The sequence below is a fragment of the Pseudarthrobacter chlorophenolicus genome (genome assembly GCF_000962805.1).
In the GTDB taxonomy this organism is placed as follows: Bacteria; Actinomycetota; Actinomycetes; order Actinomycetales; family Micrococcaceae; genus Arthrobacter; species Arthrobacter chlorophenolicus_A.
In genome coordinates this window covers 100109-124298 of the sequence record NZ_JZTW01000007.1, presented here as the reverse complement: position 1 = coordinate 124298, position 24190 = coordinate 100109, and the positions used below count along the sequence as shown (strand labels likewise).

The following is a 24190-nucleotide window of genomic DNA, read 5'->3' as shown; positions in this document are numbered from 1 at the left end:
GGCCGGCGTGCCCGCCGGCAGAACGGACGGGCAGGCAAGCGTGCCGGCCGTCATGAGCCCGTGCAGGCGATGGAACCCTGTTCCAGCGGGGAGAACGCGCCGTCGGTGCGGACAATCATCACCTGGACGCAGGTCTGCCCGGAGGGGTTTGCCTTGACCTGGACCGGCGGCTGCGCCACTGACTGGAACTCGCCGCCACCGCCGATGGTGTAGACGCGCCATTTGTAGCTGTCGCCGTCCTTGGGCTGCGGGTTCTTCCAGGTGAACGCCACGTTGCCGTCACTGCCGGCAGCCCCGGCCAGCCCCTCGACGTCGGGGACGGTTCCGTTATCCAGGGCGTCCGCAGGCGGCTTGGACGCCTGCTGGGTTTCCACTGCCTTGGGCGTCCCGCCGCCGGAGTTGGCCGCCACGATCCCCACCACCGCGGCAAGGGCCAGGATGGTGCCGCCGGCTATGGCGAGCCACAGGTTCCGTTTGCCGTGGTCCTGTTCCGGTGCTTCCCCGGGCCCTTCGGCCGGCCGGTCACCAGGCGCGGGCCGGTGCACGGTGGCGTCGGCGGAACTGGTGTGTGCGTCCTCGGCGCCGTGGACCGGCGCCCCGTAATTGGGCTGGCCGCCGCCGCTGCCGCGCAGGACGGTGGACTGGGACCATTCGTGCGGGCCGTCGTCGTCCGTTGCCGCCTTGCCGAAGTTGCTCCCGGGGAGGCGGGCCTGCGTGGCCGCATTCCGTCCTTCCGCGGTGGCGGGCGGCCAGGTTCCGGCGGCAGGGGCGGTGAAGCGCGACGGCGGCGCACCGGTTTGGCTGCCCGGCCCCGCCGTTGTGTTTCCGGTACCGGCGCCTCCTGCCCCGGAGCCAGGAGCCTGCGGCCACGTGCGTGCCGGGAAGGTGGGGGCGCTGCCGGTGCGCTCCGGGTCGATCGACGCGATACTCCGGACCCGGGTCTCCTCGGTTCCCTCGTCCGGGTGGTTCTCATCCTGCTGCGGTTCTTCGAGGACCTCGAAGGGGGTGACGGACAGGTTCAGCTCCGCTTGGATGCGCTGCAGGGCAAGGGCGAACGCGTGGGCGGAGGAATACCGTGACTGGGGCGATTTGGCCATGGCGGTGGCAAGGGCCAGCTCCAGGGATTCGGGTACGTCCGCGCGGCCCAGGCGCGGCAGCGCGGTGTTGCTGATGCGGTTGATCAGCTCGCGCTGGGAGTTGTCCGCGCCGGGCATCACGAAGGGTGAGCGGCCGGCCAGGAGCGTGTAGAGCGTGGCACCGAGCGCCCACACGTCCACCATGACGCCGTCCACGCTGCCGTCCCGGAACTGTTCGGGCGGCGACCACGGGATGGACATGCCGGAGTCGTCGTCGCCGTCACCGGCGAGGGTGCCGGAGATGCCGAAGTCGGTCAGGGCAGGGCGGTTGTAGTCCGTCACCAGGATGTTGGCGGGCTTGATGTCGCGGTGGGCGATGCCGGCCCGGTGCGCCGTTTCGACGGCGGAAGCCACCTGGATGCCGACGGCCAGCACCTCGTCCACGCTGAACCGCTGGCGGCGGTACCGCACGTCCAGGCTGGGCCGTGAGCAGTATTCCATGGCCAGGTACGAGTGCCCGCCCTCCGTCACTTCCGCTTCGAAGATGGTGACGATGTAGGGGTGGGAGGACAGCTGGGCCATCAGGTTGGCTTCGGACTCGAAGCGGCGGCGGGCGCCCTCGGTCTTCAGGTCCGAGAGCAGCACCTTGACGGCGACTTTCCGGCGCGGCCGGTCCTGCTCGTAAAGGTAGACGTCGGAGAACCCGCCGGAACCGAGCAGGCTGATGTAAGTGAACCCCGGGATGCGGGGCGGCGGCGCTACGGGCCGTTTGGAACTCAAGGAATCTCCTCAAAACGCAGCGAGATGTTGTCGCCCAGCTCGGCGATGTCACCGTCCAGCAGGATGGCCATCTCGTTCTGGGCCAGGCGCCGCGGGGGCTGCCCCTCCCGCACCAGGACTGTGCCGTTGGTTGCCTTAAGGTCGCAGAGCATGACGTGCCAGCCTTCCAGCCGGACCTCCACGTGGGACCTTGAGATGTCGCCGCCGGGGCTGGGCACCTGGACCAGGCGTGGCATGCCGCCGCCCTGGACCCGGGACACCGATGGCTGCCGGCCGATCACCAGGGATTGGTCAAGGTCCAGCAGTTCTCCGGTGGACAGGCGCATCCGGCCCAGGCGGGGGCGGCCCACCTGGACGGCGTCCTGGGGCAGGGACGCCCCGCACTCGGTGCAGGCCGAGCGGATGGGCGGGTTGGCGTGGCCCTGCGGGCACACCCGGGCCAACACCAGCGGACCGCTGACCGGAGCTGGACCGTCCGTGGCCGGCCCGCCCGGCGTGGCGGCTGCCTGCTGGCCGGTGGGGAGGCTGCTTTTCATGACCGTCTGGCCGTCATGGTCATCGTCAAAGTCGCTGGCCGATGGCCCCGCCCCGGGCGCCGCAGGGTAGCTGGCGGTTCCCGGCTGCGGTGCCGGGGTGGGCGCTCCGAACGCCGGTGGCGCTGCAGGCGGAGTCACGGTCGAAGCTGGTGCCGGGGTGAACGGCTCCGGGGCAGGTGCTTGCGCGTTCCCCGCTCCCCCGGTCCGCCACGGCACCGACTCGATGAGCAGGCCGGTGGCCGGTTTGGGTGCTGCGGCCGGAGGAAGGCCTGCACCGTCCTGGACTTCAGGGGTGCCGGCTCCGTCGTGCAGCAGCGGTTGTTCCAGTGCCTGCTGTTCTTCAGATTCGGCATCGATGGCAGCCTGCGGGGCTGCGGCCTCAATGGCCGGCGCTGCCCCGTGATCGTCCTCGGCCGGTTCTTCGCGGACCGCAGCGTCCTCGATGTTCCGCATGACCGTACGCTCCCACAGGTGGTCGTAGGAGCTGGTCAGGTCGATGGCCGCAGGCAGGTCAGCGGCCGCGGGAACTGCCGCCCCGGAAGCGTTGTCCGCGTCGCCGTCCAGGTCCGGTCCGTCGGCTGCCGCTTCCGGGCTGCCGTTGTTACCGGAGACGTTGTCCGCTGCCCCGCCTTCAACGGAGCCGTGCGCGGCAGGATCATCGCCTGCCGCATCATTTTCGGCAGGATCATTGTCAGTGCGGCCCGACTCATCGCCTGCGCCTGCGTGCTGGGCGCCGGAGTGACCGGAATATTCGCCGTCCTCGTCCAGCACCGCGTACACAGTCTCGACGGAAACCTCCGCACGGCCCGGCGCGATGGCCGTTTCGGGCAGTGCCGCAGCTCCGGCGTCCGGAGCGCCGGGATCAGCGGCCGGGCCGGCAGCGGCATCCTTGGCACTGGAAGCCTCTGGAAGGACTTCAGCAGTACCCGACGAGTCGACGGCAACAGCCGTCAACGGGGCGTCCGCAACGGCAGGATCGGCCGCAGTGTCCGGGTCGGTCAGGGTTTCAGGCGCAAGGACTGCTGCCGCGTCGGCCGCCGCGCCAGCGGGGACAGTCCCACCCTCAGCAGCACCTGGAGCTTCCAGCGCGCCCTGCCCGGCATCAGCGCCCAGGCGGATCGCCTGCAGCAGCACCATGCCCTCCCCCAGCCGGAGCTCGGACTGTCCGGTTTCGCCCGCACCCGGGATCATCAGGGTGCAGGCACCGGGAACGGCAAAACTGCGTTCGCTCCAGGTGGTGACGTCGCGGCCGTTCAGCTCCGCAGGACCCTCCGGTGTTTCGACAGAGAGTTCGAGCCCGCCCCGAAGGAACACCCGCAGGGGTCCGGCGAAGTCCAGGATGGCGAACGGCGGAATCCGGGACAGGTTGCCGCCCGCGCTGCCGGTGATGGCCTGCAGGACTTCGTAGACTTCGGTCTTCCCGGCAATGAGGTTCCACACGGAATCGGCGAGGGCGGGCGGCGTATCGGGTCCGAGGATGACCGCCGTATGGGAGCGGACGATACCCAGCCAGGTGCCGGGGACGTAGCTGGTGCCGGTCATCGCGGGGCCTCCGTGCCGTCGTCGGGATCCTGGCCTGCAGCGGGTTCGTGCCCCGCTTTCTCCTGCCCTGCAGGGGTTTCCTGCACCGCAGGGTTTTCCTGCTCAGAGTTGTCCTGCTGTTGCGGAAGAGGCTGGGTTGTGGCCTGCGGTGCCTGTCCGCGGGGCAATGTGTCCTCGTCTTCAGCGGACGGGTCGCGCCGTGGAGCCGTAGTGGCGGCGCCGGCGTCGTTCAGGACGTTGCGGGCGTCCACCACAATCACCGTGATGTTGTCCCGCCCGCCGCTGCGCAGCGCAGCCTGGATGAGGGCATCAACGGCGTCCTGCGGGTGGCCGGCCGTGCTGAGGATGCGGTGGATGTGCTCGTCCGTCAGTTCGGAGGTGAGGCCATCGGAGCAGACCATCACCCGGTCCCCCTCCTCCACCGGAAGCAGCCAGTAGTCCGCTTCGGTTTCGTCCCCGGTGCCCAGCGCCCTGGTGACCACATGGCGGCGGGGATGCACGGTGGCCTGCTGGGGCGTGATTTCGCCGGCGTCCACGAGTTCCTGGACTTCCGAGTGGTCCACGCTGATCTGCTCGAACCGGCCCTGGCTGAGGCGGTAGGTCCGGGAGTCGCCGATGTTCATGACCAGCCAGTACGGCATGCCCATCTGTTCCACCACTACCGCTCCGGTCAGCGTGGTTCCCGCCCGGGCACCCGTGGCTTCCCTGATGGAGTTGTCCGCGCGCAGCAGGTACTGCTGCAGGACCGCGGCCGTGACGCTCCGGTCCCCCGTGGACAGCTGCGGAATCGCTGCCAGGGTCCTGACGCACATGCCGCTGGCAATCTCGCCGGCCTCATGGCCGCCCATGCCGTCGGCAACGGCGAAGACCGGGTCCGACGCGATGAAGGAATCCTCATTCAGCTCGCGGCGGAGTCCCCGGTCCGTTCCGTAGCCGCAGTTGAGGCTCAGGCCCGGGCCCGGCTGCGTGGTGGGGGGAACACTGGCGGGCTGTTGGTTCATGCCTGTCCTAGGTAAAAGGTCCGGTCGCCAAAGTGGACGCTGGAACCTGGGGAAACGAAAGTCGGGACCCCTGCCGCAAGGGGTGTGCGGAGTCCGTCGGGCGTGGTCACGGCACTGCCGTTGGTGGAGTTCCGGTCAGTCACCCAGATGCCCGCCCCGTCAGTCAGGACGTGCAGGTGGGTCTTCGAGATGGACCGTCCGGGGTCGTCGACGGCGAGGAGCTGGGCGTGCTGTTCACCCGCGGAGCCCACGGGGTTGCGGCCCACCAGGACGCTGCGGTCGAGCTGGAAGTCGCGGCCGTCGTCCAGCCTGATCCGCAGCACGGCGACAGGCGCCGGGCCGGCGGTGCCGGGGCGCACCTGGGTGCGTTCGACGTCGTCGTCAACGTGCGGCTGTCCCGGAAACTGCTGCGCGGCGAACGGCTGTCCCGTGCCCGGCTGCCCGGACTGCCATGCCGCGGACGGTGCGGGAGCCGCGTCCGGCGCCGGAGTACCCGGCGGCGCAAAGGACGACGGCGAGGTGTAGGACACGGTCTGCGCCGGGATGGTCCGGCCGTCAGGCGGGATGGCCGGTGCCGGGTGGGGCTGGACCGGCGCTGCAGCGGGCGCCGCGGGCGTGTGCTGGGCGGGCTGCTGACCAGGCGCGGTCGGCACCTGTGCCTGCTGTGCCGCTCCGGGCGGCGCCTGCGGGGCGATGACCTGGGGCGCGCGGGCACCCGCGACCGGCGAGAGCACCGGCTGCACGGGCGGCAGGTCCAGCGGCGCGAAGCTGTACGGGCCTTGGATGCCGCCCGTGGTGATCGGATCACGGCCGGCCTTGACGTCGAAAACCAGCGTCTTGGCAGCGTTGTCGTGCCAGCCGCGCAGGCGCCCGTCCTTGTCCCAGGTGTTGGAGACCACTACGAGAACGGCCCAGACGGCCGCCACCAGGAGCAGCGGCCCCAGGATGAAGAAGGCGGCGTCGAACCACTTGAAAACCACCACCAGGACGGCTCCGATGATGGTCAGCAGGATGCCGGCACCGGTCAGCAGTCCGCGCACGAAGACCCCGCCGGCCCCGGGCGCGTAGCCGTCATTGTCGGTGCTGCGGATCCCCATCAGGAGGTTGCCGGGTGTTTTGCCCCTCCGGGCTTCGAGGCCTGCCAGCACCGCAGCGTAGAGCAGGGTGATGCCCAGTCCGATGCCGCCGAACAGCACCAGGGAGGCGGTGTCGTAAATAATGAAGCCGCCGCTGCGGGTGCGGGTGATCCCCGCAAAGCCAATGGCGAAGGTCACCACCAGGACTGCCAGCGGGAACAGCCAGTCAACGACGGCAGCCCCGAGCCGCTTGCCCGCGGTTGCCGGGACAAGCTGAAGGTTTCCTGCCATTCCTGTTCCTCCCCCTGGCGCGGACGCCCCTGCCGGACCCGCGATTCTCCCCTGCGCCGATGCCGCGTTCGCGATGCCCGCGGCAGAAGTTGCCTGGGGCATTTGTACTACCGGGATAGTACCGGGAATCGGCGGCCGGTGCGCGGCGACGGGCGCCGCCCGGACCTCCGCTTCCGGGTACGGCGAGGTGCCGGGGCCGGGGTTAGGACCGGCACCGGTTCCGGGTGCCGGCTCCTGGTTGCGGAGGCTCCGGGCCGACCGGTTGGGCAGCGGCGCCCCGCAGGAGGTGCAGAAAGCGGCGCCCGTGCGGATGTTCTGCTGGCAGCGCGGGCATCGCTCGGCATTGGGGGTCACTCTGGTTTGGGTCCTTGCGTTGGGGGTTCTTCAGGTGCAGGTGCGCTGGTGCCGGCCGGTGGCGCGCCGGGTCCGTCCGTAGGCGGCCCGGCAGGCGGACGACGGCGGCCCGCGGCGTTCCCGAACGGCAGTGCCGGAAGTCTGAACCGGCGTCCGCCGTTGCCGGCGCTGTCCTTCGTGTTCAAGGCGGTCCGTGCGTCGGAGAGGAGCGACCGCGGCGAGAACCGTGCTTGCTGGCGGCGCCAGAAGCCCACCGTGGCCGTCATTTCCTTCAGCGACCCGTCCACGATGGTCCAGTACTCACGCACCTCGTCCTCGCTGGGCTGCCCGGCGCCGAAGATCGAGGCGTCCGCGCGCCGCGCCAACGTGGTGGTGGCGGACTGGCTGCCCGGGAACGCCTCGGCCAGGACCGCAGCGCTTTCCCGGCGCGTGGCCCTCGTGTCCACCGCGGCACCCATGTCGGTGGCCAGGCTGACCACTTCACTCCAACCCCCGCCCACCCGCTGGGCAGGGTCACCGGCGCTGAATCGCGACTTCCGGCGCCGTGATTTCAACAGCGCGACCAGCAGCAGCGGCAACGCGAGGATGGCCAGCGGGATCAGCGCCACACCCAGGGCACTGAGCAGTGCACCCCAGAAGAGCCAGGGGTTGTCCTTCTTCTGGTCCGCATCCAGCGCGTCCGGCGAGGAGTCCGGCGGAAGGTCCGCCGGTTCCTGCGGCGGGGGCGGCGGCTGCAGCACCTGCGGCTTGGGCTTGGACTTGTTCTCCGGGTCCGGCGGGATGGGAACGTTGTCCTTGGGCGGAGTGGGGTCGAAGCTGACCCAGCCAACGCGTTCGAACGCGACTTCCACCCAGGCGTGGACGTTCTTGCCGGTGATCTTGACCTCGCCGGCACCGTTTTCGGGGCTCGTGGGATCGGGATAGAAGCCCATCACCACCCTGGACGGGATGCCCAGGTGGCGCAGCATCAGGGACATGGCCACGGCGTACTGTTCGTCGTCACCCAGCATCTGCTTGGCTGTCAGCAGGTTGCGGATGCGCGCCGAGCCGTGGCCGGAGACACTGGGGAGCTGGCCTTCGCTGACCAGCCCGTTGCTGAACGCACCGGTCTTCTGGAAGTGGGCTTCGATCTGGCGGACCCGGTCGATGGCGGTCGGAGCGTCGGCTGACAGGTCGTTGGCCTGCGAACCCACCACCGGAGGAACTTCCAGCGGGTCAGGAAGCGAGAGCTGCGCAAAGTCGTACTGCGTCAGCTGGCCATGCTCCAGCTTCACGGGATCCGAGACCTGCACGCTGTAGGAGTCGCCCCGGTTCAGTCCGTTGGTGGTAACGGCGGTATCCGTGCCGGAATTGAAGTACAGGCCGGACGCCGCCTGGGAGCCGCCCTGGTCGAAGCTGATGCCGGTGGTCTTCCGGCCGCCGGGGACGAAGTATCCCTGATAGTCCTCGATGCTGATGTCGATGGAGTAATCGTTCGTGGGGACCACGCTCGAGGTGTCCGCCAGCGTGTTGATGGACTCGGCGTCGCCCACTTTGCTGAAGTTGCCCGAGCCGTTGGGGTCCATGTTGTAGTTGGTCCCGTTGAAGGCGTCCAGGGCCCCCAGCCGAACCCTGCCGTCCCGCGGAAGGCCCTTGACGACGAACAGGGTGTCGTCCTTCTTGTCCTTGACGTAGGTGCGGAAGCTGGCCAGCGGGGTGACGTAGTCCTTGGGATCGAACGGCGGAACCACCACGTTGCGGAGGACTTTGCGTTCGTCTCCGGCAGTCACCAGCGGCGCGGACAGGGCGGTGACACCCACGCTGACCGCGATCACGCCGGCGGCCATGCCCAGGCGCCGCAGCGAGGCTTTCCTGGCCGTGGCCGTGTCAGCCTGCGGATTGTTGACGGCGACCCGCCGGGTGGAGGACCTGCGAAGGGCATCGCGGCGGAAGGTTGCCCAGGCGATGCCCAGCACCGTCAGGCCAATGCCGCGCTCAACCGTGAGGAAGGCGGCGTTGGTGCTGAACGCTATACCCGTGACGAAGAGGAGCAGCACCGGGATCAGAGGGAGGTAGGGGCTGCGCACGCGCCAAGTCAGCACGGCTGCCACGAGGGCCATGATCATCGAGCTCAGGAACGGAACAATCAGCACGCCGTTGGCGGACCCTACCGGGACGCCCACGGTGAGCATGTCCTTCCAGGCGAACACCACACCCAGCAGGAGCGTGCGGAGAGAATCCAGCGTGGGCACGAACCCGGCGATGGCGGCATCCGGAACGGCCAGCAGGGTGCCGAACACGAGGTAGGCGCCCAAGGCAATCGCCGTGGTGACCAGCAGTCCGAGGCGCGGGTGCGCGTTGAGCACACCGATGCCCAGGCCCAGGATGATGCCGCCGAAGCCGGACAGCAGGTAGTAGGGGTCGCCGCCGAAGCTCAGCCCGAAACCGAGCAGTCCCAGCCCCAGGAGGACGGTGAGGGCACCGGCGTCGAGGGCGAAATGCCAGGCCGGCTGCCCGTTGCTGAACGGGCCGCCCTGGCTGCTGAACGGTTTACGGGCGGATCCGCTTCTGGGGCGGAGGCCAGGTGCGGAGGTCATGCTGCCGCCTTTCGGAGGACGATGCCGAGATCGGCGAGGTCGCCGACGGTCAGCACGGTGAGATCTGCGATGTTGGCCCTGCTGGACGCGGCCCCTGCCTCGACCCTGACGGCGAGGCTGCGGACGCCCGGCGGAACGGACGCTGCGGCGGAACGAAGCTGGGTGGCTGTCACGTTGCTGCCCACCACGAAGAACACCACGGAGGCGTTGGGGACGGTGTCTGCCAAAGTACGGGCGAGGTCGACGGCGGTGCGGCGCATCGGGGTGCCGACAATCCGGGTCATGTCATCGAGCATGTTGCGGCCGGTTTCGCAGCGCAGCGGCCCCTTTTGCGTCAGGACGTCCAGCTCGCGCTGCTCGCGGATGGCCTGGCGGCCGATCGAGGCGGCCGCCGAGATGGCCATCTCGAACTCGTCCTCCGAAGCGTATTCATCGGTGTTGATGGACAGGGCGATGGCGAGGTGGGCCCGGCGGGTTTCCTCGAACTGGCGGACCATCAGTTTGTTGGTCCGTGCGGTGGTCTTCCAGTGGATGTGCCGCCGGTCATCGCCCGGGACGTAATCGCGGAGGGCGTGGAAGGACACATCGGCGCTGGACAGTTCCGTGGTGGGCATGCCTTCAAGGTCGCGGATGAACCCGGCGGCTGAGCCCGCCAGCGCCACCGTGCGCGGGTGGACGAAGAGGTCCTCTGGCTCGGTCCACAGGACCTGCCGGCGCAGCAGGTGCAGCGGGTCGGCACGGACGGAACGGACCGGACCCACCACGATCACGGCGCGGCGGGCCGTCGGAATGGTGAAGAGGTCTTCGTGGACCTGCTGGGGCTTCATGCGGGGCAGGTGGAAGACGGCGGTGACGCCGCCCACGGGCAGTTCGACCGATGCCGGCAGCAGCGGCCGGCTGGACGTGTTGGTGACGGCGATGCTTCCCACGGCGCTGTCCCCCACCGCCACGCGGGTCCGTGCCAGGTCCAGGACCACCCCGTAGGTGGAACGGCCCAGGATGAAGCACACGGCGATGAGGAACATGACGAAGGCCGCCACGGCGGCGGCCTTCGCTTCCTGCCAGCCGTAGGCCGATCCTGCCCACCAGAGCAGGATGGTGGCTGCAAGGACGGACCATCCCAGCACGCTGACCACGGAAAGCACCGGCCACACGTAGGTCAGCCACGTCTTCCGGACGGTGCGCCAGGCCGGTGCCAGGGCAAGGCCCGCGGTGGAGCTTGCCTCGGCCCAGACCGCCGACGGGTGCAGGCGGGTGGGCCTGCCGTCCCGGTGGAAGGGTTGCTTGAGACGCTCCGTGAGCCGGGTCAGCGGGGTGCCGGTGGACATATGTGTGCCTTCGTTGTTGCTGGAAGTGGAGGACGTGCCGGGCCTGCTAATCAGGCGTTGGTGCGCTGCTGCGGGGCTGCCACGTCTGCGAGGATCCGCGCAAGCACGGCCTCGGGCGTCGCTCCGGAGAACTCGGCTTCGGGGTCCATCACGAAGCGGTGGGTCCACACCACCGGGGCGAGTTCCTTGATGTCGTCCGGCAGGACGAAGTTGCGGCCCTGCGAGGCTGCCCAGACCTTCGCGGCGCGGACCATGGCGAGGGCGCCGCGGACCGAGACGCCCAGCCGGGTTTCCGGGGCGTTGCGGGTTTCCTCGCACAGCCGGGAGATGTACTCGAGGACTGCGGTGTCCACGTGTCCGGTGGCGGCATGGTCGGCCATGTCGGCCACAGCCTGCGTGGTGATGACGGCGGACAGTTCCTTGGAACGGTCCTTGAGGTTGGAGCCGCCCAGCAGCCGGACAGTGGACGCGTGGTCCGGGTACCCGATGGACGTCTTGATCAGGAAGCGGTCCAGCTGTGCTTCCGGCAGGCGGTAGGTGCCGGCCTGTTCGATCGGGTTCTGGGTGGCCATCACCATGAACGGGCGGCCGGCGGAGTAGGTGACGCCGTCCACGGTGACCCGGGATTCTTCCATGACCTCGAGAAGCGCGGACTGGGTCTTCGGCGACGCACGGTTGATTTCGTCGGCGAGGACAATGTTGTTGAAGATCGGGCCCTTGTGGAACTCGAACTTCTGCGTCTTCTGGTCGTAGATGGTCACGCCGGTGACGTCCGAGGGCAGGAGGTCAGGGGTGAACTGGATGCGGTTGTTTGAGCCCTGGACCGTGGCGGCCAGCGCACGTGCCAGGGAGGTCTTACCCGTTCCGGGGGCGTCCTCGAACAGGACGTGGCCCTCGGCCAGCATCGCGGTGAAGGTCAGCCGGATGACGTGTTCCTTACCCAGCACCGCCTGCCCCACGTTGGCAACGAGCTTTTCGAACGTATCGGCAAACCACGCGGCCTGCTCGCTGGTCATCGTCATGGGGTGGTTCTTCCTTCTTCTCAGTTCCAAGGGTGGGTTTCAGTCTGTGGCGGGACCCGGATGTTCCGGGTCCCGCCTTATGCGTTGAGGTAATGCGCTAGCCGTTGGGCATCCCGGCGGGCGGGTTGCAGCCGCGGCTGGACGTATCGCAGCGGATCCAGTTCCCGGCGGCCATGCCGCTGGTGAGGTGATACCAGATGCCGCTCGGGTTGTTCGACGTCTTGTACCAAACCTGGTACCTGTCCGTGTCCGCCGGAGCGCCGGCGTCCAGCCATTTGCCTGCCCCGTTGCACTGCGACGGGTTGCCGGCCACAAAGCTGTCCGTACCCTTGCGGGGCTCCGTGCAGCTGCGGGTCGGGGTGGCCGTGATGCTCCACGAGGTTGGCGGCGGCGGGGTCGGGTTGTCACCGGACTTCGACGTTGCGGAGCCGGCCGGACCTGGCACCACAGTTACCGCGCGGACCTTTAGCTGTCGGGACTGATTCCAGCCTCCGGCGGCTCGGTCATAGCGGTTGGCCTTGCCTACGTTGATCCAGCCTCCGCCCTCATAACTGACCTCGTAGTGGCTGAGCGCCCGTCCGTTCGTGGCGGGATCATTCCACGTCCAGTGGACATCTCCATCGCCCTTTGCAGATGTCCTGCCGTCCACATTCGGTGCGTTGGGAGGTCCGTAAGGGTTACCGCTGCCGATGGCTTTAGCGTCGCCGGCCATGTTGTTCTTGGTTGACCGGGCAATGATCGTGACAGTGATGTCCCTGCCGTTGGTCATGCCGCCGATAGTTCCACCCCCTGCATTGATCGCCCCGCTCCTGCCATCGGCGTTGTACGAGTAGGTGATCTCGGATGCGGTCGATCCGTTGCGTTGGGCATCACTCAGCGGAGTGAAGGTGACCTCCAGCTGGCCGCTGGTTCCGGTCGCCTTCACAGATCCGCTGTTGACCTGCCCGGGCTTCCCGGCAGCCCGCACCGGCGCCGACTCAGCCCCGGTTGCGCTGGTACCTGCCTTGTTGGTTGCAGAAACCGTGAAGGTGTAATTGGCCTCGGAGTTATCCACTGTCACGTTTTGCGAGGTACCGGCCACCGGCTGGGTGGCAACCACCGCACCGCCCCGCAGGGTGGTCAGGGTGTAAGCGGAAATGGCGTCCCCGTTGTTATTCGGAGCTGTCCAAGAAACTTTCATCTGGCTTTCGCTGCCGAGAGGCTGCGCCTGCACTGCTGACGGTGCGGCCGGCGTCGCCGGCACGCCGGCAGGTACTTCAGCCGCAGAGTACGGGCTCCACTCGGACGGTTCCTTGGCGTCGTTCCGGGCCAGGACCCGCACCTTGTAGGACACGCCGTTCTGCAGGCCCTTCCAGACATAGCTGACAGCGGTCAGGTTCTGGATCTGGGCGTTCTGCCCCGCGGGCGGCGGCGAGATTTCCAAGTCGTAGGACTTCACCGGCGAGCCCTTGCTGGCAGGAGCAGTCCAGTTGATGGACAGTTCCTTGTCGCCGAACTTCAGCGACGGCGCCAGCGGGGTGTCCGGCTTGACGTCCGGCCGTACCTCGGCCGAAGCCGGCGAACGGTCCGAATCGCCGAACTCGTTGGTGGCGGTGACCTGGAAGTGGTACTTCGTGTTGTTGACCAGCCCGTTCAGCGTGCAGGTGTTGGCCGGGCAGTCCTGCTTGAACCCGCCCTCGCCGTACACGGTGTAACTGGTGATGGGTGAACCGCGGTCCGCGGGAGCGGCCCAGGTCAGCAGTGCCGTCCGGTCCCCCACGCTCTGCGCCTGCGGCGTGGTGGGGGCCGCCGGCGCGTCCTTAACGGTCAGCCGGACGCGTGCCGTGGCGTGCCGCGATGCGTCCTGGGTCTTGTCTTCCACCGTGTAGGTGACCACCATGGTCCCGGTGAAACCGGGAGCGGGTGTGACCGTCACCGAATCGCCGTTCACTTCAACGTTGCCGCTGCCGGTCTCGGTAGCCGCGGCAATGATCTTCAGCGCCGTCTCGGGGAACGGGTTGGCGTCGTTGGCCAGAACGTTGATGGTGACGGGCTTGCCGGCGGCGGCGTTGGGTTCAACGTCGTCGTTGGCTACCGGTTTGGGCCGGTTGGATGCCGTCACGGACAGCTGGAACGTGGCCGTGGCTTCCAGGCCGCGCGGGTCCCTGGCCTTGACCTGAACGGCACCGGCGGTGCCGGCCCGGCTGGAGTCCGCCGCGGAGACTTTGAGGTTCTTGCCGTCCACGCTCGCGTTGAAACCGGCGGCACCGCCGCCCACCAGCTCGTACTTCATGTTGTCCACGTCGTCCCCGTCGGGGTCCGAGGTCAGCCTTCCCAGGTCGATGCTTGCCGAGTCGCCCATGGGCACCTCGACCTTCGCGCCCAGGAGTTCAGGCGGGTTGTTCTTGTTGGGGTCCGGAAGGACCTTGGTGCGGATGCTGAGCGTCGACTTCAGGCCGGCGGGATCGTCCGGTCCGGTGCCGTCGGTGACTTCGAAGGTCAGTGAACCCGGACCCACGTAGTCAGTGCCTGCGGTGTACTTCAGTCCCGTGCCGTCACCGGTGACGGGGTCGCTGCCGTCGGCTCCGATGAGCTTGATCCGGTCCGCCTGCGTCAGGCGCGGTGAGCGGCCTTCCCGGACCTTGACCCATTCGTCCAGGTCAACATTGACGGTCTGTCCCGCCACCACTTCCAGGACCTCGTCCTTTGCCAAAGTGGGAACCTGCTGGCCGAGGCCGGGAACCCAGATGATGGCGGTGGACTTCTGGCCGTCAACGTCCTCCACGGTGTACGGGATGAGCTGCGGCTGCTCGGTGAGGTCAACGATCATGTTGCCTTCGGCGCCAGGCCGGGCCGTGGTTGCCTCGGTGCTGATCTTCAGGTTTTCGCCCACGCCGTCGGGGTCTTCGTCGTTTTTCAGGACAGGAACGTCCACGGCGGTCTTGCCCATGGTCTGGGCGGACGTGACCCGGTCGTCGCGGGCGATAGGTGCCTTGAGCGGGACCTCCGGGTCCACCACCACGCGTATGGTGGCCTGCGCCCGGGCGTCCCGGTCATCGGCCACGGTATACCGGACATTGACCGTCCCGGCCTCGTTGGGGGCGGTCAGGATGACCCGTCCGCTGGTCTTGCTGACGGTGGCCTGGAGGGCAGGATCAGCCTCGATGCCGTCGGTGAGGATGCGGATCTGGTCGCCGTCGGGATCGGTGTCGTTGCCGGTGGCGTCGACGGCGATCTGGCGGCCGGGGCGGACCCGCACCTCGTCGTCCACGGGAGTGGGATTCTGGTTGATTTCACCGCGCGGCGCGATGCCGACAGTTACGGTGCCCGTATTGACGGCACCCTGCCGGTCCACCACCTTGTAGCGGAAGGTATCGGTCCCGGCGCCGTCACCTGCAGCCGTGAAGTCGATGAAGTTGCTGCCCACCGTCGCCGTACCCATGGCGGGAGTGCTGTCGATGCCGGTGAGCTGGACCGAGTCGCCGTCAGGATCGATGCCGTCCAGCGGCACCGGAATGCGGACGGTCGCGGCTGCCACCACGCGGGCCGTCAGGTTGCGCGGCTGCGGGCGGGAATTCTCCGCGCCTTCCAGCGGGAGGATGTGGATGGTGACGGCGGCGGCACTCTTTTGGCCCTGCGGGTCCACCGCGTTGTAGATGGCGCGGACCGTCTTTGGCTGGCTGCCGGCGATGAACCGGACGGTGTTCTCCGAGACGAAACTCTTGCCGTCAACCGGGTCCACGCCCTGCGGCAGGACCGGGTCGACGGTCAGTTCCTGGCCCTGCGGGTGCGTGTCGTTGTCCAGCACGGGGATGGTAACGACGTCGTTGACGCGGACGTTGACCTCGTCCGGCTTGGGCTGGGGTGCTTCCACCACGGCCGGTGCCGGGACGGGTACCACGGAGACCGAACCGGTGGCCGACTTCTTGCCGTTGGACATGGTGTATTCGAAGAGGATCGGGTCCTTGGTACCGAGGATGTCCGTGATGCGCAGGACGCTGTGGTTGATCACGCTGACTGAGACGGTGGCGTTCTCCGGAAGTTTCACGGATTGCAGCACCAGGACCCCGCCGGAGGGGTCGGAGTCATTGGCCAGCGGGTCCAGCAGGACGCTTCCGCCGGTGGGCATGAGGGCGACGTCGTGTACGGCAACGGGGTCGCCGGGATCGTCACCGGACTCCACATCCACGCGGATCAGGCCCTGGCTGCTCTGCGGGCCGTTGCTGGCGATGTACGTGAGGTAGACGGGACCTGGCGTGGTGCTGCGGAAAGTGAAGGTTCCGCCGTCTGTCACGGGGCCGAGATCGGCGGGGCCGTTCGCTTCCACCTGGGCGAGGCGGAGCGCGCCGCCGTTGGGGTCCACGTCATTCTTCAGCGGCGAGATCACCAGGTCCTGGCCCACTACGGCTGTGACATGGTCAGCGTTGACTACCGGTGCGAGGGCACCGGGCGGCTGGACGTTGATGACCACCTTGCCGGTAACGGTGTCGCGGCCGTCCCAGATGGTCACCTCAACGTTCTTCTTGCCGGAGGTGGCGCCGGAGTCCTGGAAAGTGAGCAGGCCGTCGCGGCGGACCTTCACCTGGTCCTGCTCGTTGTCGGCCTTGGCGTCAAGGAGCACCAGGTCATCGCCGTCGGGGTCCACCCAGTCCGTCAGGATGTTCTGGCTCACGGTCTTGCCCTGTTCCACCAGCATGGTGGTGTTCTCGCCGCGTTTGAACTGCGGTGGCTTGTTCTGGTCCGGGCCCACCACGTTGAGGGTGACCTGTCCCGTGGCGGAGAGGCCACGGCCGTCGGACGCCGAGTAGCTGAACGTTTCCGTGCCTGGCCTGGCGTCGGCCGGCACGGAGATCTGGAAGGCGGTGCCGCCGTAGATGTTCTCCAGCGTCCCTGCCTTCGGCGGGTTGCCCTGGAGCCCGGCGGTGAGGACGTCGCCGTCGGGATCGGAATCATTGTCCAGGACGCTCAGGATGGTGGTGCGGCCCGGACGGACGCCGACGACGTCGGGCTTGGTTTCCGGCGGACGGTTCGGTTTGGTGCGGTCCGGCAACACGTTGATGGTGTTGATATCCGCGGATTCCTGGTCCTGCTCGTCGGATTCGTTTTTGGGGGGAACAACGTCGTCCCAGTTGTTGACCAGCTGCATGTTCTGGTTCACCAGCCACACATTCCCGGAATTCACATCATTCAGGACCACCAGGTCCCGGTTCACCCGAAACACATACGACGGCGACGCACTCGCCTTCGGCACATCCACGTTCTTATCATCAGCATCATTGACACAATCACGGACATACTTATTCGCCCCCGACCACGCCGCATGCACACACCCGGCCAACTGCACCGGAGCCGCAGGAACACCCTCACCACCAAACGACACCGTCTTCGCCGTCCCACCATCCAACGGCTGCTTCAACAACGCCTTCTGCGTCGCAATCGCCACAAAATCACTGCCCGGACCACCCTGCTGCAACTTCGCATCCCGCGCATCAGCCAACTGCAACCGCTTACCACCAGGCAAAAACAAATTCCCCGCCGCAGCATCCAACACCACCGGCCGGTCCCCCACCACCGAAATCTGCAGGTCCCCCGCACCCTTCAACTCAGACCACGACTCAGCATCCGAGGACACCACCACACCATTGGCATCAACACCGGTCACCGTCACCGTCCCGGCCTTCGGATCCGCCGAATAAATACGATCATCAGCCCCCACCGCCGACACCGTACCCTCAGAACCCACCAACACCGGCTCCGACGCTTCCTCATCAAAACCATTCACCGTCGACGGCGACACCGCCCACACCTTGCCCGACGCCGCATCCGTCACCGACAACACCGACGACCCAAAACTCACATCCGCAGCCCCCGGCAACTGCTTATCCCCACCCAAACGCATATTCGCCGGCGACACCTGATTCAACGTCGAACCAGACTCATCATCAACAAACACCTCACCGGCATCCTGCAAAATATCAAACGTCGACGACGCCGGAGTCACCGCACCATCCAACACACGCGACGGATAATTCAACCGCCCCACCGCATTCTTAGACTTCGACACCACCCACACACCACCGTCATTCAACTCCACCTCAGTGGTCTTAAACCCCGGATAGAGCACGGCACCGGTCGCCACGACGGCCACGGCAGCGGCGAAGGCTGTGCCGGTGACGATCTTCTTGTGGCGCCGTTTGAGCCCAAGTTTCCCCAGCAGACTTGTCACAGCGATTTGCTTCCCTCAGTAGTGCGGCGGCCCCCCGGCCGAAATCCCCAAAAACCCGGTACCGGGCTCTCTGTTCCCCGCGCAAGCCTACCCAACGGTGCAAGGGTCCGCGATGGGTAGCGGTGCCCCCGGCGCTGACCTGCGCCTTCATGATTTTGGCGCGTCAGCATGGGGGTGCTCCAAGCCCTGCGGGGTCCGGAAGCGTGGTGTGCCCGGCGATCACATAGCGGCCCACGTTGCGTGCCGAGCCGGACTCCACCCGCCACCAGCGGATGATGCCGTTGCCGGACCAGTTGTCGTCCTGGTCGATGTAGCAGGCCACCATGATGCGGTCCTGGCTGGACTTGTAGAACCAGGGCGGGTTGTTGCCGCTGACGCCATCGCAGGTGAAGTAGGGCGTGGGCCGGTAGTTCGAGCCGCCCCGGGTGAAGGTGCAGCTGCGCTCGAACTTGGGATCCGAGGTCTTGATCCGGGTTTCCCACAGTCCCTGCTTGCCGGACGTCGCCCTGGCAGTGGCAATACCGCTTCCGGTCCCCACGGAATTCAGGGTCTGGACCTCGATGGTGCGGCTCTGCTGCCAGCCACCGGTATTGATGGTCCGGCTGCCCGAAGCTGCCACGTTCTCCCAGCCGCCGCCGTTGATCCTGATCCTGGTGCTCGCGACGTCATTCGTAGTCGTGGACGGCGAGGACCAGCGCAGGGTGACGGACTGGTCGTTGATGCCGCCGTCCTGTCCTGATGCAGACGGCGTGCCCGGGGATCCGTACGGCGTTGCCGACGCCGGGGCACTGGCGTTGGAGCTCGGGGCCACGGAGGAATTGGCAATGACAGTGATGCTCACCTGGGCGCCGTTGGCGAAACCGCCGATGGTCTGGCCGGGGCTGATGGGGCCGCTGGCACCATTGCTGGCGTTGTAGCTGTAACTGACCTCGTTCTCGGCAGAGCCGTTGCGTTCGGCTGCCGTCAGGCGCCGGAAGTCGACCGTGACCGACCGGCCGGCACCGCCGGTGTTGGCCGGCGTGGCGCTGACGCCGGAAACCTGCCCAAGCTTTCCTGTGGCACGGCGGGGAGCCGAGGGCGGGCTGACTGCACCCTTGCCTGCTTTGTTCTCGGCCTGCACGGTGAAGGTGTACGCGGCTTCGGAGTTGTCCGCCGTGAAGTTGGCGCTGCGGACCGTGCCTGGAATCGTCTGCGTCTGGGCGGGCCGGCCGCCGCCTGACATCGTGACGTGGTAGGCGCTGATGGCGTCACCGTTGGTGTTGGGTTCAGCCCAGTTCACCCGCAGCTGGTTCTGGGTTCCCACTGACGACGCCACAGAGGAGGTGGGTGCGGCGGGGGCCGCCGGAACGCCGGCCGGATTGTCTTCGGCTGAATAGGTACCCCAATCGGAGGGGCCCAGCTCGTTGACGGCCTGGGCGCGCACCTTGTACTTCACGCCATTGGTCAGCCCGGTCCACGTGTAATTAAGGCCTGCGACCTCGTTCTTGACGGCGACGCCGTTGGCGGGCGGAGGCGAGATCTCCAGGTTGTAGTGCTTGACCGGGGAGCCTTCCGTCCGGGCAGCGGGCCAGTTGATGACCATGTTCTTGTCGCCGGCTTTGACGCTGGGTGCTTCAGGCGGGGAGGGCTTCTCGTCAGGCCGGATCTCGTTCGACTGCGGTGACGGCTGCGACTCCCCCACCTCGTTGGTTGCCTTGACGGTGAAGACGTACTTCACGTTGTTCGTCAGGCCGGAGAGGGTGCACGTGGTGGTGGGGCACTTCTGCTGGAATCCGTTGTTGGATACCACCGTGTACTCGGTGATGGGCGCTCCATTGTCCGACGGCGGCGCCCACTTGAGCACCGCGGTGCGGCTGCGGACGTCGGTCGCCGAGGGGGCGGACGGCGCGTCGGGTTCACTGCGCACAGTGAGGCGGACCCGGCCGTCCACCTGGCGGGAAAGGTCACCGGTCTTGTCGGCAATCGTGTAGCGGACCACCATGACGCCCTTGAACCCGTCTGCCGGGGTGATGGTGATGGAGTCCCCGTTGATGGTGGGCTGGCCCTGGGCCGAACCGGTTTCGACGCTGGTGCCCACGATCTTCAGCGGCGTATCGCTGAAGGGGTTGACGTCGTTGGCCAGGACGTTGACCGTCTCGGCACGGCCAGCGTTGGCTTTCTCCACCACGTCGTCGTTGGCTACGGGCATGGGGCGGTTGGAGGCCACATGCCGCACCTGGATGGTGGCCGTCACCGCGGGTGAGCGTCCGTCGGTCACGGTGGCCTGGATATTGCCCGTCACGCCGACTCCTACGGAGTTTTCCGCGCTGACGCTAAGGACCGTGCCGTCGAGCCTTGCGCTGAAGCCCGGGGGCGGCGAGCCCTGGAGGGCGAACTTGAGGTTGCCCTGGTCCCGCTCGTCCACGTCGGCCGCGAGGGGGCCAAGGTCCAGTGTGGCGGTTTCCGTCTTTGGAATGTCCAGGGATGCCCCGCGGAACGTGGGCGGGGTGTTGGCCTCGTCCGGGTCCGGGATCACGTTGGTCATGATGACCAGGGTCGATTTCAGTCCGTCGGGATCGTCGGGCCCGGAGCCGTCGGTGACTTCGAAGGTGATGGAGCCCGGCCCCGCGTAACCGGGCCGCGCCGCATAGCGGAGGCCTTCACCTTCGCCAACAATCACGTTGTCCGGCGCGGCGCCCAGCACCTTGACGGAGTCGGCAACGCTGATCCTGGGCCGGCGGCCGTCCCGCACCCTGACGTAGTCGTCCAGGTCCAGGGTGACTTCCTTCCCGGCCATGACCTCCACCGTTTCGGTGTTGGACAGCGTGGGGTACTGGGCTCCCTGGCCCGGGACCCAGATCACAGCCGTTGCGGTGAGGCCGTCGGTATCGGTCACCGTGTAGGGAATCAGCTGGTCTTCGGGCGTGAGGTTGACCACCACGTTCCCTGAGCCGCCCACGCGGGCGTTGGGGTTGCCATCCGGAAGGCTGATCTGCAGCTCGGAGGCCACGCCGTCGGGGTCGGAGTCGTTCTTCAGGACGGGTACGTCGATGGCCGTCTTACCCAGGGTTTCGGCAAGCGTGACCCTGTCGTCCTTGGCAATGGGACGCTTCAGCTCCGCGTCCGCGCTGACCCGGACCCGGATCACGGCGCTGGCCTGGGCTTTCTTGTCGTCCTGGATGCGGTACCGGATGCTCTCGTTGCCTTCCACTGCCGGTGCGGTGAAGAGCACCTTGGCGCCGTCAGCAACTTCCACGTTCAGCTCCGGCCGCGCTTCGAAACCGTCGGTCAGCAGGGAGATGGGATCGCCGTCGGGGTCCGAATCATTGGCCAGCGCGTCAACGGCCACGTTCCTGCCCGGCCGGACATCCACGGCGTCGTCCACGGCAATCGGGTTCTGGTTGATGGCTTCCGGCGGTGCAACGCCCACAATGACGGTGCCGGTGTTCTCTGCGCCAATCCGGTCGCGAACGCGGTAGGTGAAGGTGTCCGTCCCGGCGGCGTCGCCCGCGGCGGTGTATTCGAGGTAGCCGTCGCGGACGGTCGCCGTGCCCATGCCCGCTGCCTTGTCGATTCCCATCAGCTGCACCGAGTCGCCGTCGGCGTCGATGCCGTCCAGGGGCACGGGGATCTTGACGGTCATGCCCGCCACCACGCGGCCGGTGAGGTTGCGCGGTTCGGGGCGGCTGTTGCGTTCGTCGTCGCGCGCCAGGATACGGATGGTCACCTGCTGGGAGTCCACCTGGCCGGACTCGTTGCGGACTTTGTAGATGGCGTAGACGGTTTTGGCCTCGGAGCCGGCGATGAAGCGAAGCTGGTCTCCGGCCACGAAGGTCCGTCCGTCGGTTTCGTCCGGGACCTGGGCCAGCTCGGGCACCAGGGTCAGCTTGCCGCCGTTGGGATCGGTGTCGTTATCGAGCACCGGGATGGAGACCACGTCACCGGCACGGACGGTTGCTTCGTCGGGCTTGGCCTGGGGTGCCTGGAGCTTTGTCGGTGCCGGGACCACCACGACGGCGATCTCACCGGTCGCTGAAGACCGGCCGTTGGAGATGGTGTACTTCAGCGTCAGCTGGCCTTCGGCGCGAAGGTCCGTGATCCGGACCACCGAGTGGTCCAGGACGGACACGCTGACCGGCAGCGAGGAATCGGCGGTCACCGACTGGACCACCAGGACACCGCCGGAGGGATCGGAGTCGTTGCCGAGCACATCGACGAGGACGCTGCCGCCGGTAGGCAGCAGGGCAATGTCGCGGACCGCGACGGGGGCTCCGGCGTCGTTGCCGGCAACGACGTCGACCCGGACCAGCTGCACTGCACTGGCGGGCCCGTTAGTTACCAGGTACTCAACGTAGTGCGGTCCCGGCACGTCGGAGGTGAAGCTGAACGTCTGCTGGTCGGCGCCGATGACTGCCCTGGACTGCTCGTCAGCGGTCACCTGGGCGAGGCGGAGCGCGCCGCCTTGGGGGTCGATGTCGTTCTTGAGTGGTGCGATGACGGTCGGAGCCCCGGCGACTGCCACCACATGGTCTGCGTTGGCGATGGGCGGGAGGGCCCCGGCGGGGCGGACGTCGACCGTGATCCGGCCTTCAGTGGTGGCCTGGCCGTCGGAAATGCCCACGGTGAGGACCTTGCGGCCCGGTGAGGTGCCGCTGTCCTGGAAGGAGAGCTGCCCGTCGGGACGGATGCGGACCTGGTCAAGGGGGTCGGGGCTGGAGACCGACGTGGCGTAGAGGTCGTCGCCGTCGGGGTCGATCCAGTCCGTAAGGATGTTCCGGGTGACCGATTTGCCCTGCTGGACCACCATGGTGGTGTCGCGGTTCGGCTTCTGCGCCGGCGCCTTGTTTTCCGTCAGCGGAACCACGCGCAGCGAAACTTCGGCTGTGGCGGAGAGCCCGCGGCCGTCGTCCACCGTGTATTTGAACGATTCGCTGCCGGTCTTGTCGGCGGGAACCGCGACCTGGAAGCCCGTGCTGCCGTAAATAGTGGACACTGCGCCGAGGCGGATCCCGTCGGGCTGGCGCACCGTCAGGATGTCACCGTCGGGGTCCGTGTCGTTATCCAGGACCGGGAGGATGGTGGTCTTTCCGGCGCGGACGCCGTAGCTGTCCGGCTGGGCGACGGGCGGGCTGTTGGGTTTGGTGCGGTCCGGGAGGACTGTCTGCTGGACTTCGTCGGCGGAGTCCTTGTCGGCGTCGTCCGAGGTTTCCTTGGGGGGAACAACGTCGTCCCAGTTGTTGACCAGCTGCATGTTCTGGTTCACCAGCCACACATTCCCGGAATTCACATCATTCAGGACCACCAGGTCCCGGTTCACCCGAAACACATACGACGGCGACGCACTCGCCTTCGGCACATCCACGTTCTTATCATCAGCATCATTGACACAATCACGGACATACTTATTCGCCCCCGACCACGCCGCATGCACACACCCGGCCAACTGCACCGGAGCCGCAGGAACACCCTCACCACCAAACGACACCGTCTTCGCCGTCCCACCATCCAACGGCTGCTTCAACAACGCCTTCTGCGTCGCAATCGCCACAAAATCACTGCCCGGACCACCCTGCTGCAACTTCGCATCCCGCGCATCAGCCAACTGCAACCGCTTACCACCAGGCAAAAACAAATTCCCCGCCGCAGCATCCAACACCACCGGCCGGTCCCCCACCACCGAAATCTGCAGGTCCCCCGCACCCTTCAACTCAGACCACGACTCAGCATCCGAGGACACCACCACACCATTGGCATCAACACCGGTCACCGTCACCGTCCCGGCCTTCGGATCCGCCGAATAAATACGATCATCAGCCCCCACCGCCGACACCGTACCCTCAGAACCCACCAACACCGGCTCCGACGCTTCCTCATCAAAACCATTCACCGTCGACGGCGACACCGCCCACACCTTGCCCGACGCCGCATCCGTCACCGACAACACCGACGACCCAAAACTCACATCCGCAGCCCCCGGCAACTGCTTATCCCCACCCAAACGCATATTCGCCGGCGACACCTGATTCAACGTCGAACCAGACTCATCATCAACAAACACCTCACCGGCATCCTGCAAAATATCAAACGTCGACGACGCCGGAGTCACCGCACCATCCAACACACGCGACGGATAATTCAACCGCCCCACCGCATTCTTAGACTTCGACACCACCCACACACCACCGTCATTCAACTCCACCTCAGTGGTCTTAAACCCCGGATAAACGACTGCGCCAACAACGAGGGCGGCGAGGGCGAGCCCCATGGCGGAGGTGCTGAAAAGGCGGGACTGGAGAATGGGCCGGCGCCGGGGTGCAGCAGCGGCTTTTGCCCGCGCTCGTCCGCGAAGTTTCATGAAACGGTTCCCCCCGTTGAATCCGGCGACGGCCGACGACCGGCATGCGGCAGCCGGGCAGAACAAATA

Annotated in this window: 9 protein-coding genes and 1 pseudogene; all 10 read right to left on the bottom strand. The window is 67.2% G+C overall.

Going from position 1 to position 24190, the window contains the following annotated elements:
- Positions 1-50: 50 nt before the first annotated feature.
- Positions 51-1856 carry a serine/threonine-protein kinase gene (locus UC32_RS09225; protein WP_045730932.1) on the bottom strand — a complete coding sequence of 602 codons (1806 nt, stop codon included), beginning with the start codon at positions 1854-1856 and terminating at the stop codon, positions 51-53.
- Positions 1853-3934: an FHA domain-containing protein gene (locus tag UC32_RS09220; protein ID WP_045730931.1), complete on the bottom strand. Its 2082-nt coding sequence runs from the start codon at positions 3932-3934 to the stop codon at positions 1853-1855. Before UC32_RS09220 ends, UC32_RS09225 begins: the two co-directional genes overlap by 4 nt.
- Positions 3931-4935, bottom strand: coding sequence for a PP2C family protein-serine/threonine phosphatase (locus UC32_RS09215; RefSeq protein WP_045730930.1), 1005 nt, complete (start codon positions 4933-4935; stop codon positions 3931-3933). Before UC32_RS09215 ends, UC32_RS09220 begins: the two co-directional genes overlap by 4 nt.
- Positions 4932-6302, bottom strand: a complete 1371-nt coding sequence (locus UC32_RS09210; RefSeq protein WP_045730929.1) for an RDD family protein — start codon at positions 6300-6302, stop codon at positions 4932-4934. The genes UC32_RS09215 and UC32_RS09210 overlap by 4 nt, the downstream gene beginning before the upstream one ends.
- A 273-nt stretch (positions 6303-6575) precedes the next feature.
- Positions 6576-6656, bottom strand: a pseudogene (locus tag UC32_RS21100) (zinc-ribbon domain-containing protein); the annotation flags it as partial.
- Positions 6653-9232: a transglutaminase-like domain-containing protein gene (locus UC32_RS09205; protein WP_045730928.1), complete on the bottom strand. Its 2580-nt coding sequence runs from the start codon at positions 9230-9232 to the stop codon at positions 6653-6655. The gene UC32_RS09205 and the pseudogene UC32_RS21100, both read right to left, overlap by 4 nt.
- Positions 9229-10560 carry a DUF58 domain-containing protein gene (locus tag UC32_RS09200; protein WP_045730927.1) on the bottom strand — a complete coding sequence of 444 codons (1332 nt, stop codon included), beginning with the start codon at positions 10558-10560 and terminating at the stop codon, positions 9229-9231. Before UC32_RS09200 ends, UC32_RS09205 begins: the two co-directional genes overlap by 4 nt.
- 50 nt (positions 10561-10610) lie before the next feature.
- Positions 10611-11582, bottom strand: coding sequence for an AAA family ATPase (locus UC32_RS09195; RefSeq protein ID WP_045730926.1), 972 nt, complete (start codon positions 11580-11582; stop codon positions 10611-10613).
- 97 nt (positions 11583-11679) lie between these two features.
- Positions 11680-17787, bottom strand: a complete 6108-nt coding sequence (locus UC32_RS09190) for an Ig-like domain-containing protein (protein WP_045730925.1) — start codon at positions 17785-17787, stop codon at positions 11680-11682.
- Positions 17788-17950: 163 nt separating this feature from the next.
- The gene (locus tag UC32_RS09185; protein WP_045731017.1) at positions 17951-24121 is read right to left on the bottom strand and encodes an Ig-like domain-containing protein; all 6171 of its coding nucleotides are present in this window, start codon (positions 24119-24121) and stop codon (positions 17951-17953) included.
- Between the last annotated feature and the right edge of the window lie 69 nt (positions 24122-24190).

Bases quoted from the DNA above. Each gene is read 5' to 3' on its own strand.
- UC32_RS09215 (WP_045730930.1), bottom strand. From the start codon at position 4,935: ATGAACCAACAGCCCGCCAGTGTTCCCCCCACCACGCAGCCGGGCCCG.
- UC32_RS09185 (WP_045731017.1), bottom strand. From the start codon at position 24,121: ATGAAACTTCGCGGACGAGCGCGGGCAAAAGCCGCTGCTGCACCCCGG.
- UC32_RS09210 (WP_045730929.1), bottom strand. From the start codon at position 6,302: ATGGCAGGAAACCTTCAGCTTGTCCCGGCAACCGCGGGCAAGCGGCTC.
- UC32_RS09205 (WP_045730928.1), bottom strand. From the start codon at position 9,232: ATGACCTCCGCACCTGGCCTCCGCCCCAGAAGCGGATCCGCCCGTAAA.
- UC32_RS09195 (WP_045730926.1), bottom strand. From the start codon at position 11,582: ATGACGATGACCAGCGAGCAGGCCGCGTGGTTTGCCGATACGTTCGAA.
- UC32_RS09220 (WP_045730931.1), bottom strand. From the start codon at position 3,934: ATGACCGGCACCAGCTACGTCCCCGGCACCTGGCTGGGTATCGTCCGC.
- UC32_RS09200 (WP_045730927.1), bottom strand. From the start codon at position 10,560: ATGTCCACCGGCACCCCGCTGACCCGGCTCACGGAGCGTCTCAAGCAA.